Below are 13,358 nucleotides of genomic sequence, written 5' to 3'. Positions count from 1 at the left end.
TTTGATGGAAAATACACCAATCAACCGGACCCCACCGCGGAACTTAGAAGCGGAACAGGCGGTTTTAGGGGCCGTATTTTTGGCTAAGGATGCGATTGTCACGGCGATGGAGTATGTCCAGCCGGAGGATTTTTATACCCGCGCCCACCAGATTATTTTTGCGGCGATGCTCAAGCTCAATGACCAGGATGTCCCCATCGACATTGTTTCGATGAAAAACGAGCTGGATAAAGAAAAGCAAACGGCCAACATTGGGGGGATTGAGTACCTGGCCAAATTAGCAGCTGCTCCCCCAACGGCAGCGGATGTGGCCTCGTATGCTAAGCTGGTCAAGGATAAGGCCGTCGCCCGGCGGTTAATCGATACGGCAACGACGATTGCGGGGAAAGGCTATGAGGACAGCGAAGACCTGACCAATTTATTGGATGAGGCTGAACGCTCAATCTTAAGCGTAGCGGACAGCAATAACCAGTCGGAAATGAAGCTGATGAGGGATTTGCTTTACGACGCTACGTCCCACATCGATGAGCTGTCCAAGCAGTCGACGGCGGTAACCGGCTTGGCGATGGGCTATCCGCAGCTGGATAAGATGACAACGGGGCTGCACCCCGACGAATTAGTGATCTTAGCGGCCCGGCCGGCGATGGGGAAGACCGCCTTTGCCCTGAATATTGCCCAAAACGTGGCGGTGAAAAATGACACTACGGTCGCCATTTTTAGCCTGGAAATGGGGGCGGAGTCCCTGGTTAACCGGATGTTGTGTGCCGAGGGCAGTATCAATGCCAACCACGTCCGGACCGGGAACCTTAGCAGTGACGAATGGCAAAGCCTGTGGGTTGCCACAGAGTCCCTTTCCAAAGCTGATATCTATATTGACGATACCCCCGGGATTCGGGTAGCGGAGATCCGGGCCAAGTGCCGGCGGCTTGCTAAGAAAACCGGGCATTTGGGGCTGATTGTGATTGATTATTTGCAACTGATCGAAGGGGGCAATGCAGAAAGCCGCCAACAAGAAGTGTCAGAGATTTCGCGGCAACTCAAGAAGCTTGCCAAGGAACTGGCTTGCCCGGTGATTGCCTTGTCCCAACTGTCGCGGGGGGTCGAGCAACGCCAAGATAAGCGGCCCGTCCTTTCTGACATCCGGGAATCCGGGTCAATTGAACAAGACGCCGACATCGTTAGTTTCTTATACCGGGATGATTACTACACCCGCGAACAGGGCCAAGAACAAGATGCCGGGCCCGGCAATGGGGCCCCAGCCCAAGCCAATGAAGAGCTGCCGAGCTTGAGTGAGGTTGAAGTCATCATCGAAAAAAACCGGAGTGGTCCCCGGGGGACGGTCCGGTTACTGTTTAATAAGACCTATAACAAATTTGCCTCGATTGACTATGAGCATGAAGGCTAAGAATTAAATGAAAAACGACGTAAAGCTGCGAGCAAGTGCGAACTTGATCACAGCTCTTTCTTTGTGGGTAAAACGAAAGGTGCTGATTAATTAAATTAATGAAAGGTGGCATGGGGAGATGCAAAGAGAATTGAAATTACAGTGGCTGTTGTTGGGGGCGTTTTTGACCAGCTTTGGCAACAGTTTTGTTTGGCCGTTGACCACGGTATATATCCACGACCAGTTACATCAATCGCTAACGGTGGCGGGGTTGGTCCTGATGTTTTTCTCCGGGGCCAATGTCTTAGGCAGTGTCTTGGCCGGCATGTTTTTTGACCGGGTGCGACCCCAACGGTTGATGGTAGCCGGGCTGTTGGGAGCCATTTTGACGATGCTGGCGATGGTGGCTTGGAACCAGTGGCCAGCCTATCCCTTGTTGTTGACGATCATTGGCTTTTTCAACGGCTGGCTGTTAACCTTGTTGAACTCCTTTGGGACCCGCTTGCGGGGCCATGACGGGCGGTTTATCTTTAATATGATTTATTTTTTCAATAATCTGGGAATGGTCTTTGGGACAACGATTGCCGGGCCCATCTATGAACTGGCGCAGAATCAAGTCGGGCCGCTGTTTATCATTACGGCCAGCCTGTACGCCATTTTTATTTTAGTCGTGATCCGTTACTACCGCTTGCCGGTCACGCCAAGTCAGCATGCGTCAGCCGACCGCCCAGCGGTGGCTTTACCCCGGGTCAACGCCCAGGTAATTTGGACTTTGTGCTTAGGGTTGATGCTGACCTGGTTGGTGTATGCCCAGTGGTCGAGTAATATGTCGGTCTACATTACCAGCAAGGGGGTTTCGTTGACCTTATACAGCTTGTTATGGACGATCAACGGGCTATTGGTGATCACCTTCCAGCTCGTGATCAACTGGCTCAATAAGTGGATCAAGAATGATTATCATTATGTTTACTTTGGGTTAGCCACGATTGCTTTATCCTTTGCAATTTTATTGGTCGCCAACAACTACGTCTGGTTTGTTTTGGGGATGGTGGTCCTAACCCTCGGGGAAACAACGGCCTTTCCGATGATTCCGGCCTTAGTCAACCAATTGACCCCCCTCGAGGCCAAAGGCAAGTACCAGGGCTTATTAAATGCGATGATTGCCGTGGGCAAGGCATTGGGGCCCTTAGCCGGCGGTCTGGTAATTGAAGCCCTGGGGTACCGGTTACTGTTTGTGCTGTGCCTAGCCGTGGCTTTGGTGATTACGGCAGTTGTCGGCATTGTCACCCAAGAAAAGAAGGGGGCCGTGCAACACTTTTAGGAGGGAAGGGCAATGTTTTACAATAATTACGATAACGTTCATGGCGAAGACCGCTGGGGGCTGGTTGGCCAAGTGGGCGATCCCTTTCGTGAGGAGCGTCAATTGGACCTCGCATGTGCGAAATGTCAGCAAAAACCGCTGGTAATCGCGGAGCGCAATTGGATGGCGACCAACGCTGATCATTCGCAACGCTATCAAATTGTAGTCGCGTGCTTGCATTGTGGGGCCGTCGACGAGTTCGTTGTCAACGTCGGCCGCGAAGGCGTCAATAGTGCCTTGAAAGCTGGTAAACGAGTGCCCCAACCGACGGATTTACGCCCGCAAGCCAACTAACTGTGCGGCTGGTAATTCGAGGACGACAATAACAAAAAGGGTGCTGGAAGCCACGTTTCTGACGTAGTTTCTAGCACCCTTTTAAGTTTTAAAGCCTTTTCCAGCCGCCCGACAACAGGAACAAAAAAACCACCGCCAAAGCGATGGTGAAAATGGGCAGTCAGGGGATCGAACCCTGGACCCACGGATTAAGAGTCCGTTGCTCTGCCAGCTGAGCTAACTGCCCATGTCTTAACAACAGGTATTATCTTACCAAGAATGCGGGGGAAAGACAACCCCTTCGGGCAGAAAAATCAAATTTTTTCCTTGGTAAATTTGTAAAGGATAATCCCCAGCCACGAAGCGATGAACGATGACAGGACCGCGACCAAGACCACGTTGGAACTAATCGTGGTGAGGGCGGAGACGTTTTTGACAATCTGGAGGGTTTTTAATAAGTTGTCAAAGATGAGCTGATAGATCGTTGCATAGATCAGACTCCATTGAATATAGTATTCAATCAGGGTTAGCACGGTATTGGACAAGGGCTGCCACCGGGCGACGCCTTTGAGGACCACGAATAAAAAGATGCCGGCGAGGATAATAATCAACCCGTACAAGACAAATAACGACCCCATCGCCATTTTTAGGACCGCCGTGCTAAAGAAGTAGAACAAAATAATAGCAATTATGAAGAACAGCGTGCTCAAAACGACCAAAAAGGCTAAGAGTAACAAGGCTTTGAAGAAGGCAAAGCGTTCCTTTTTGCGCCGTTCGGCAATGATGCCAACGGCCACCATAATCACCAACAACAGCCACGTAATTGTCATGACAATCCTCCCAAATTGCTTGCTGCTTTTAGTTTACGCACGATCCCAGGGCGGGTCAATTTTAAACAAAAAAAACAGCCGCGAGAAATCTCGCGACTGTGTAAACCTCTGATGGGCAGTCAGGGGATCGAACCCTGGACCCACGGATTAAGAGTCCGTTGCTCTGCCAGCTGAGCTAACTGCCCATGTCTTGACGACGTTTATAATAATAACAAGAACCCCGGGGGAAGGCAAGCTTTTTTCGGAAAAAACTTAAATTTTTTTGCGCAGCCGGCGTTAAGCGGGCTGGCAACGGGCGGCGTGGCAGTGTGGTATAATTACGGCAGTTTCCAAAGTTATCAAATAAATTCAGTAAAAGAAAAATCCTGAGGATAGGTGAAAAATATGGCAAAGAAAGTATTGGTCGTCGATGACGAAAAACCAATTTCTGATATCATCAAATTTAATTTAGAGAAGGAAGGCTATGAAGTGCTGATCGCCTACGACGGCGAAGAAGCCTTGGCCCGGGTTGAAGCGGATGATCCTGATCTGATCATTTTGGATTTGATGTTGCCTAAAATTGACGGGTTAGAGGTGGCCAAGCGGGTCCGGGTCAAGCACAGTACCCCGATCATTATGGTTACGGCCAAGGATTCGGAATTAGATAAGGTCTTAGGCTTGGAACTGGGGGCCGATGATTACGTCACCAAGCCCTTCTCAAACCGGGAATTAGTGGCGCGGGTCAAGGCTAACTTACGGCGCCAAGAGGCAGTGACGACGGCGGCGGACAACCGGAAGGCGGACATTAAGGTCGGCGACTTGACGATCCACCCGGATGCTTACACGGTGACCAAGCGGGGCGAAAACATCAACCTGACCCACCGGGAGTTTGAACTGTTACACTACTTAGCACGCCACTTAGGCCAAGTAATCAACCGTGAACACCTCTTACAAACGGTGTGGGGGTATGATTACTTCGGCGACGTCCGGACGGTTGACGTGACGGTCCGGCGGTTGCGGGAAAAAATTGAAGACAACCCGAGTCACCCCGAATGGCTGGTCACCCGGCGGGGGGTAGGTTACTACTTAGCCAACCCGAACCAAGAGTAAGGATCTGACACCGTGAATTCGAAGATTAAATTCTATCAGTCGATTCAATTTAAAATCGCCTTGGTCTTTGCCTTAATGCTGATGTTGACTTTAGAGGTGGTCGGCGCCGTCTTCGTCCGGCAGTTGGAACGCCAGAATATGACGACGTTCAAACAACAAGTCGAACTGCCGACCTACGTCAACAATTCCTTGGCCAGCCAGCTGACCAAGCCCAATGAGTCCCAAGCCAATAAGCAAATCAAGGCGATCTTAGCTTCGATCAATAACAATACGATTACGGAGATCCGGGTGATCGACGGGAAGGGCGTAATTCGGGGGACCAGTCTGGCCAATACCCAAGGCAGCGTGGGCCAGCGAACGACGGATAAAACGATCAAGGCGACCCTGGCTACCAACCGCGCTCATACGGAGCACTTGTATGACAACAATACCCATGATCGCTACTTTGTGAACGTCGTTCCGCTCGTCAACCCTAATAACGCCAATGAAGTTGTGGGGGTTGCGTATTTAAAAGCGAACCTCGAGGGGGTCTATACCAGTATCAACAATATTTCGTTGATCTACTTTGCTTCGGCCCTGTTGACGATCATCTTTGGGTTGGGTCTCGCGATCTTAATTGCCCGTGAAATTACCCGGCCAATTGAAGAGATGCGCAAAAAGACCCTGCAGATTGCCCGGGGGGATTATTCCGGGCGGCTGGAAGTCGCGGGCAATGATGAGTTGGGGCAACTGGCCGGGGCGGTGAACAACCTGTCAGTGCGGATTGAAGAAAGCCAAGAATCTTCGGCCGCGGAACGGCGGCGGTTGAACAGCGTTTTATCCCACATGTCAGATGGGGTCTTGGCGACCGATCGCCGGGGCAACTTGGTGACCGTTAACAGTATGGCCCTCCAATTGTTGGGGATCGAAAGTGAAGACGAAATTCTCAACACTTCGATTCTGGACGTGTTGGGATTGCGGCGCAAATACACGGTGCGACAGTTGGTGGACAATGAGTTGGATCACTTGATCTTGGATAACCAAGCGGACCAAACCGCGCCGATTTTGAGTGTCTTTTTCTCGCCAATTCAACGAGAATCCGGCTTTGTCTCCGGGTTGGTGTGTGTCTTGCATGATGTAACCAGCCAACAAAAAGAAGAACGCGAACAAAAAGAATTTGTTTCCAACGTCTCTCATGAATTAAGAACGCCGCTGACCAGTGTGAAGTCCTACGTGGAAGCGTTGGCGGATGGGGCCTGGCAAAATCCGGAGGTCGCCCCCCAATTTCTCAAGGTGGTCGAAGATGAGACGGAGCGCATGATCCGGATGATCAACGACCTGTTAAGTTTGTCGCGGATGGACTCCGGGACCGTGAAGCTCAATTTGGAGTATGTTAACATCAATGAATTGTTTAGCTATATTCTGGACCGGTTTGACATGATTATCCAAAAAGAAGCGGATGATCCCACCAAGAAGAAGTATTCGATTGAACGCCATTTTACCAAGCGGGACTTATGGGTGGAAATTGATACTGACAAATTCACCCAGGTAATTGATAACATTATGAACAATGCGATTAAGTACTCGCCGGACGGCGGCATTATTACGGCCCGTTTGCTTGAAACGCACAACCACGTGATTTTAAGCATTGCCGATCAGGGCCTGGGGATTCCGCGCAAGGATTTGGGCCACATTTTTGATCGCTTCTTCCGGGTGGACAAGGCGCGTTCCCGCAAGCAAGGGGGGACCGGGCTGGGCCTAGCGATTTCAAAAGAAGTGGTGAATCTCTTAGGCGGCCAAATTTGGGTCGATAGCATTGAAGGGCGGGGTTCGACCTTCTACATTTCCCTGCCGTACGTACCATATGAAGGGGATGACTGGAGCGATGAGCAAGAAATTACGGGCTAATTGGCGGATCGGCCTTTTGTCAGTCGTCCTTGTGATCAGCGTCATTTTATCTGGTCTGGTGTGGGTCATGCCCTACCGCTATGAACACCCGAATGAAGCCACCGCGCCCCGGGTGACTTCAGTCGCAACTATGGCGCAAGAAAACCTATACGTGCCGACTATGGTGGTGAAGACGGGCCCGGACCGCGAACAGCACCTCTTGTTTAATCAACCCCAAAATGTGGTGTTGACGGCGCGCGAGAGCCTTCGGAAATGGACCTTGCAAAAGGGAAAGCAGGTCAGTGCGGACAATCCGACGGCTTACCGGGAATATCTCCGGCAAAGCAATGCCTTGGTCTTGTCTTATCCTAGCGCCGTGGCGATCGCGACGTTTAATACGACCTTTAACCAGAAGTTGTCAGCCAAGGATTTAACCTTGGTGAATCGCATCGTGATTCCCTTGACGGGCCAAGCGCGGATCTATTTGTTGCGTGACCAAGGGACGGTTGTGTATCGTTATCAAGTCAACGCGCAACGCTTAACGAAGCTAAAAGCCTCACTCCTGGGGGGCCGACGGCTACCAGTCGAATACCGGTGGCTGAACAATCAATTGGTGTTAACCTACCCCCACGCGATTACTTTGCCCACCTACCGGGCGGCAATTGAGCAGCAAAACGTGGACAGTCTGGCCCAAACGCTGTTAAATTCGGCCAAGGGTAAGCGGCTGGCCCAACGGGTGGAAGGCAACCAACGGATCTATCACAACGGGAGTGATAAGCGCTTGGTGTACGACCAAGCGCAAGGAACGTTGACGTTTGAAAATTACCTGAGTCAACCGACCCGTTACAGCTTGCAAACGGTGTATGCCCATTTTTTCCGGCGTTTGCAGCAGACGGGGATTATCCAGGATCAACTGCAATTTGACACCTTTGATCATGCCAAGCAGCAGATCACCTACCGGACTACGGTCGAAGGTTTTCCGGTATACAATGAAGACAATTATGGAACCGTCCGGTTACGGGAAAGTGAGACCGGGGTCGAATCGCTGCGGTTTTCTTGCTATAGTTTAACGACGCCGTTGCCGACCAAGCAATCCGCCCTGACCTTACCAGCGACCGCGGTGGTCTTCAATGGCCTGCAAGCGGTGGGCAAACTAAAGGATGTCCAAGGTTTACGGCTGGGGTATTGGTGGCATAGCGACCCAACCGCCAAGGAAGTCACCGTCCGGCCGACTTACTTAGTCAAGTACAAGGGGGAATGGGTGCCCTACCAAACGTTAATGCATGAAGGGGGCCAGCCAGCATGAACTTTAAACGGATTCAGACCATCTTTATTGTGGCCTTTGTGATTTTGGATCTCTTCTTGTTGGCTTCTTATGCCTGGGGCAGTCAACCCATGGTCACTAATTCCCACCAAAATCAGCAGGTGGCCTTGCGCCGGCAGATGCGCGCTGATGACATTAAATTGCCCTTGCTGAGCGATCAGCGCCAAAGTGGTTATTACGTGTTGGTGACGCCGGACCAAAACTTGGTCAAGCAAACGCAGAATTTGGCGCCTTTAAAGAATGCTACGATTCAAGAGAATGAAAACCTGGTGACGGTGACCTATGACAAACCGGTGGTCCTGAATTCAAAGACGACCGCCCCAGCGAAGGTCGCCCCCGAACTAACCCATCAAAAACGGCTGGTGGCCGGGAATCACTATCTCTATCACCCCGACTTGTCGACCAGTAAAACCCTGGTATACAGTCAGGAACTGCAAGGCCGGCCGCTTTTGGACAGCGCGGGGGAGTTGCGCATTTTTCGCAATGCCAGTGGGGCGATTACTGGCTATACCCAGGGACGGCTAAGTAACAGCAAGTTGTTACGGTCACGGCAACCAACCATTTCGCAGCTCGAAGCCGTGAACTGGTTGTATAAGAATAATCAACTCGCCAATAACAGCAAGGTGCGTTGGGTTAAGCTCGGGTATACCAAGCTGCAGTGCAGTGATGACCAATTGATTTACGTTCCCGCTTGGGTCGCAGAAGTCAAAAATCAAACATCAGGTGCGGGGCACCTGTTGCGGGTCAACGCCTTTCGGGAAAACCTGATTAAGGTGCCGTAAAATAACAGCAATGAAGAAAGGACGACAGGGAAGTGCAAGGACGGGATTCACTTCGATACAGTATTTTAGCCAGCGGCAGTCGGGGCAATGCGACGTACATTGAAACGCCAAAGCACCGGATCTTAATTGATGCCGGCTTGAGTGGCAAGCAATTAGAGGCGCGGATGGCCAAGCTTAACCGGTCCCTTGCGGACGTGGAAGCCATCTTTGTGACGCACGAGCATAGTGACCACATTCATGGCGTCGGGGTCTTGGCACGTCGCTATGGTTTGGCGGTGTATGCCAACCAGGGGACGTGGCAGGCAATGGCCCCGAAACTGGGTAAAATTGCTCCGGAACAAAAGTATCTCTTGGCCCCCGGGGCGGTCAAAGATTTTGGCGATCTACAGGTAGAAAGCTTTGCGGTGTCACATGATGCGGCCCAGCCGCAGTTTTACCAGTTGCACCATGATCAGCAGGCCCTGTGTATTCTGACCGATACGGGCTATGTGTCGGATAAAATTGCCGGCACGGTGCGGAATGCGGATGCCTACTTAATGGAATGCAACCATGATCCCGAGATGCTGTTAGCGGGGCAACGTTATTCCTGGCCGTTAAAGCAACGGATTTTAGGGACGGAAGGCCACCTGTCAAACGAAGACGGGGCCAATGCCTTGATGGATGTCATCGGTGTGCGGACCAAGACGGTTTTTTTGGGGCACCGCAGTCACGAAAACAACACAAAGTCCTTGGCTCATTTGACGGTCGCCTCGATGTTAAGCGCCCAAGATTACGGGGTGGATCACGATTTTACCCTCCAAGATACGGACCAAGACGAACCGACGGCACTGTTAAGCCTTTGATAAGATTTCAGCCGCTGAGTAGGGGCGGGGACGCAAACTTGTTAAAATAGGACTAAGATTTTAGGGTTAGCAACTAACATAGTGGGAGGAACGCTAATGAAATTGGATCAATTTTGGCTGAAAGTAGCTGGGGTGGGCCTGGCCGCGGGGCTGATTGGCGGTGGAGCGACCCTTGGCATTGCGCATGGTTGGCAAGCGTGGCGGGAAAATACCAGTACCCAAGTGCCAACCGGGTCAAACCAGAGTGGCAGTGCCAAGGTCAAAGAGAATGCGGCCCCGGACAGCACGCAAGCTACGAAGGCCTACGCTAAGGTTAAAGACGCGGTGGTTTCGATTATTACGTATGAATCAGCCGGGGGCAGTCAGACCCTCGACTTGTTCAACCAGAACAGTGCAACCAAGCAAGACAGCTTAACAGAAGCCAGCGAAGGATCCGGGGTCATCTATAAAAAGAGCGGGCAAGCCGCTTATGTGGTGACCAACAACCACGTCGTCGCCGGGGCCAAGCAAATTAAGGTGATGTTAAGCAACGGTAAGAAGGTCAGTGCCAGCTTGGTCGGCAAGGACGCCACGACGGATTTAGCGGTCTTAAAGATTAATGCGGCCAACGTGACGACCGTGGCCAGCTTCGGTAATTCCAGTCAGCTGCAGGACGGCCAGGATGTTTTAGCGGTCGGTTCACCGATGGGGACCAAGTATGCCAACACGGTTACCAAGGGGATCATTTCAGCCACGAACCGGGCCGTAAAAGCCTCCAGCAACGCGGTCACGACCAACGTTATCCAAACCGATGCGGCCATTAACTCCGGCAATTCCGGGGGGCCCTTGGTGAACATGGCCGGGCAGGTGATCGGGATCAACTCGATGAAGCTGTCGTCGGATGGCTCCGGGACCAGTGTGGAAGGGATTGGCTTTTCAATTCCAAGCAATGAAGTAGTGACCATCATCAACCAGCTGGTGAAAAACGGGAAGATTGAGCGGCCGTCACTGGGGGTCAGTGCCCTGAATTTAAGCCGGGTGGAACCGACCCAACGTCAATCAGTCCTGAAATTGCCAACCAAGGTAACGACCGGGGTCGTGGTAATGGAAACGGAAAATGGCGGGACGGCCGCGGCCGCCGGGCTCCAACAATACGATGTAGTCGTCGCGATTAATGACCATAAGGTAGCCAACGTTGGGGCATTAAAGACCCAACTGTACAAGGCTAAGGTTGGCGACACCGTCAAGATCAGTTACTATCGGGATGGTCAATTACGGACCACAACGGCGAAATTAACGAATTAACCGGAACATAGGGCGCATGGAAGGGATCCCAACAGATCGGCCATGCGTTTTTTTGCGCCAGGGGCGCGCGGCAAAAGCCCTGGGGTGTGGAGAACTTATCCCCAGACTTATCCACAAGCTGTGAATGGCGCTAAAACTGGCTTAGTACGGTGGGAAAAGTTATCCACAACGTGGCGGGAAATTCGTGGATAAGTGGATAAAAAAGGAACTAAAGAACTCGAAACCTAGTCATGACGCGGGTTGAGAGCAGCGGAGGCGAACGGCTGTTGGTGTGGACAATTGTGGATAACTCTGCGTGGAACAGATGAATGAAAAAGGTTTCAAGGAAAATGATTCGGCCCTATCGGCCCTGGCTTGGGGATAAGTTGTGGATAACCTGTTGAAAAGGAGGAAGTTATGAACATTAAGATTATCGGGGTTGGCAAAATCAAAGAAAAGTTTTATCGGGCGGCGATCGCCGAATACGCGAAGCGGCTGGGCCGGTATTGCAAATTTGAGGTGGTCGAAGTCCCGGATGAAAAAGCACCCGAAAATTTAAGTCCCGCACAAATGGCGGCGGTGATGGAAAAAGAGGGGGCCCGGATCCTGGCTAAAATTAAGGAGAAAGAGTACGTTTATGCCTTGGCTATCAAGGGTAAGGAACGGACGTCAGAAGATTTTGCGGCAGAACTGAATCAATTAGCCACCTATGGCAACAGCGACGTTACCTTTGTGATTGGGGGTTCCTTGGGGTTGAGCCCGGCGGTGCTGCAACGGGCCAACCAGCAAATTTCGTTTGGGCGCTTCACCCTGCCCCACCAACTGATGCGGGTCGTCTTAAGTGAGCAGGTTTACCGGGCCTTTACGATTATCAATGGCTTGCCTTACCATAAATAAGGGGAAACGTAAAAAATTAGCAAAAAAGGCAATTATCACAAATTAGTTCAATTTTGTGAACGCAACGGCGCCAAGGAATGGGGGCCGTTTTTTAAAATACGTAAAGATATTCCCTTGATTTTTCGTGATTAAAAGCACAAAATGATCGATGAAAACGTTTCCGAAAAATTGGAGGGTGAAAAAATGGAACGTCAATTTGATTTCTTAATGCCAAGTGTTAATTTCTTCGGGCCAGGGGTCATCGCCAAGATCGGGGAGCGGGCCAAGATGTTAAACATGACCAAGGTTTTAGTGGTTACCGAAAAGGGCCTGACCAAGTTAGCGAATGGGCCGGTGGCACAAACCTTGGCTTCCTTGGAAGCAGCTGGGGTTGACTACGTGGTCTTTGATGGGGTGGAACCAAACCCGAAGATTCGCAACATCAAAGCCGGTAAGGAACTGTACTTAGCCCAAGGTTGTGATTCGATCATCACGGTTGGTGGGGGCTCCTCCCATGACTGTGGGAAGGGGATCGGGATTATTCTGACCAACGGCGATGACATTACCAAGTTGGCCGGGATTGAAACCTTAAGCAAGCCCCTGCCACCACTGATGGCCGTTAATACGACCGCCGGGACCGGCTCCGAATTAACCCGTCACGCCGTGATCAGCAATGAAGAAACCCACCTGAAGTTTGTGGTAGTTTCCTGGCGGAACATTCCGTTGGTTTCCTTTAACGATCCGATGTTGATGTTGGGGATTCCCCAAGCCATTACCGCAGCCACGGGGATGGACGCCTTCGTGCAAGCGATCGAACCATATGTTTCGGTTGATCACAACCCAATTACGGACAGTCAGTGTAAGGAAGCCATTCAATTGATTCAAGATGCTCTGCCTAAGGCGGTGGCCAATGGACAAAACGTGGCCGCCCGGACCAAGATGGTGGAAGCCGAAATGTTGGCTGGGATGGCCTTTAACAACGCCAACCTGGGTTATGTTCACGCGATGGCCCACCAACTGGGCGGCCAGTATGATGCGCCACACGGCATTTGCTGTGCCTTGCTGTTGACGACGGTCGAAGAGTACAACTTGATTGCCTGCCCAGATCGCTTTGCTGAATTAGCGCAAATCATGGGCTACGACACGACCGGCAAGACGACCTTTGAAGCGGCCCACCTGGCGATCGAAGGAATGCGGGAAATGTGCAAGGCCGTAGGGATTCCGGCTTCGATTAAAGAAATTGGGGCCAAACCAGCAGACTTTGAATTAATGGCCGAAAATGCCTTAAAGGACGGAAATGCCTTCTCCAACCCACGCAAGGGGACCAAAGAAGAAGTGGTGGCCTTATACCAAAAGGCTTACGACGGGATTTACTAACCCCGTTTCAATCCGACAAAAAAAGAGCACCAATTATGATATGCTCCCTTTTAGGTGGAGAAACGAATTATGTAAAATTCGATCTCACCTGA

12 protein-coding genes and 2 tRNA genes are annotated in these 13,358 nt (G+C 51.3%); 11 read left to right on the top strand and 3 right to left on the bottom strand.

Going from position 1 to position 13,358, the window contains the following annotated elements:
• Positions 1-4 precede the first annotated feature (4 nt).
• The 3 genes from dnaB (at position 5) to FC43_RS02495 (ending at position 3,038) form a co-directional block, all read left to right on the top strand.
• Complete coding sequence (dnaB, locus tag FC43_RS02505) at positions 5-1,405, top strand: replicative DNA helicase (RefSeq protein ID WP_056953835.1); 1,401 nt, start codon at positions 5-7, stop codon at positions 1,403-1,405.
• A gap of 118 nt (positions 1,406-1,523) precedes the next feature.
• Positions 1,524-2,705 (top strand): MDR family MFS transporter, encoded by a 1,182-nt coding sequence (locus FC43_RS02500; protein ID WP_056953833.1) that lies wholly within the window; start codon positions 1,524-1,526, stop codon positions 2,703-2,705.
• Positions 2,706-2,717: 12 nt separating this feature from the next.
• On the top strand, positions 2,718-3,038 hold the full coding sequence (locus FC43_RS02495; RefSeq protein ID WP_056953830.1) for a hypothetical protein: 321 nt from the start codon (positions 2,718-2,720) through the stop codon (positions 3,036-3,038).
• 153 nt (positions 3,039-3,191) lie between these two features.
• On the opposite strand, the gene FC43_RS02490 is transcribed toward FC43_RS02495, so the two are convergent.
• The 3 genes from FC43_RS02490 to FC43_RS02480 form a co-directional block, all read right to left on the bottom strand.
• Positions 3,192-3,264 (bottom strand) — tRNA-Lys (locus FC43_RS02490).
• A 67-nt stretch (positions 3,265-3,331) separates the two neighbouring features.
• Positions 3,332-3,847, bottom strand: coding sequence for an SA1002 family membrane protein (locus FC43_RS02485; RefSeq protein ID WP_056953828.1), 516 nt, complete (start codon positions 3,845-3,847; stop codon positions 3,332-3,334).
• 112 nt (positions 3,848-3,959) lie between these two features.
• A tRNA-Lys gene (locus FC43_RS02480) sits at positions 3,960-4,032 on the bottom strand.
• Between the two features lie 199 nt (positions 4,033-4,231).
• Between FC43_RS02480 and yycF the strand changes: the two genes are divergently transcribed.
• The 8 genes from yycF to FC43_RS02440 all read left to right on the top strand — a co-directional run bounded on the left by yycF (position 4,232) and on the right by FC43_RS02440 (position 13,266).
• Positions 4,232-4,936 carry a response regulator YycF gene (yycF, locus tag FC43_RS02475; protein WP_019206249.1) on the top strand — a complete coding sequence of 235 codons (705 nt, stop codon included), beginning with the start codon at positions 4,232-4,234 and terminating at the stop codon, positions 4,934-4,936.
• 12 nt (positions 4,937-4,948) lie between these two features.
• Positions 4,949-6,823 (top strand): cell wall metabolism sensor histidine kinase WalK, encoded by a 1,875-nt coding sequence (gene walK, locus FC43_RS02470; protein ID WP_019206248.1) that lies wholly within the window; start codon positions 4,949-4,951, stop codon positions 6,821-6,823.
• Positions 6,801-8,108, top strand: a complete 1,308-nt coding sequence (gene yycH, locus FC43_RS02465) for a two-component system activity regulator YycH (RefSeq protein ID WP_056953826.1) — start codon at positions 6,801-6,803, stop codon at positions 8,106-8,108. Before walK ends, yycH begins: the two co-directional genes overlap by 23 nt.
• Positions 8,105-8,908 carry a two-component system regulatory protein YycI gene (locus FC43_RS02460; protein ID WP_056953825.1) on the top strand — a complete coding sequence of 268 codons (804 nt, stop codon included), beginning with the start codon at positions 8,105-8,107 and terminating at the stop codon, positions 8,906-8,908. The genes yycH and FC43_RS02460 overlap by 4 nt, the downstream gene beginning before the upstream one ends.
• 32 nt (positions 8,909-8,940) lie before the next feature.
• Positions 8,941-9,750, top strand: coding sequence for an MBL fold metallo-hydrolase (locus FC43_RS02455; RefSeq protein ID WP_056953822.1), 810 nt, complete (start codon positions 8,941-8,943; stop codon positions 9,748-9,750).
• A gap of 96 nt (positions 9,751-9,846) precedes the next feature.
• Positions 9,847-11,034 (top strand): S1C family serine protease, encoded by a 1,188-nt coding sequence (locus FC43_RS02450; RefSeq protein WP_056953820.1) that lies wholly within the window; start codon positions 9,847-9,849, stop codon positions 11,032-11,034.
• 396 nt (positions 11,035-11,430) lie between these two features.
• A complete protein-coding gene (gene rlmH, locus FC43_RS02445; protein ID WP_056953818.1) occupies positions 11,431-11,910 on the top strand; it encodes a 23S rRNA (pseudouridine(1915)-N(3))-methyltransferase RlmH in 480 nt (159 codons plus the stop codon).
• A gap of 183 nt (positions 11,911-12,093) precedes the next feature.
• Positions 12,094-13,266 (top strand): iron-containing alcohol dehydrogenase, encoded by a 1,173-nt coding sequence (locus tag FC43_RS02440; RefSeq protein WP_056953815.1) that lies wholly within the window; start codon positions 12,094-12,096, stop codon positions 13,264-13,266.
• Positions 13,267-13,358 lie beyond the last annotated feature (92 nt).

The sequence above is a fragment of the Limosilactobacillus ingluviei DSM 15946 genome, from assembly GCF_001435775.1.
Taxonomy (GTDB): Bacteria; Bacillota; Bacilli; order Lactobacillales; family Lactobacillaceae; genus Limosilactobacillus; species Limosilactobacillus ingluviei.
This window is presented reverse-complemented; position numbering and strand designations above follow the sequence as displayed.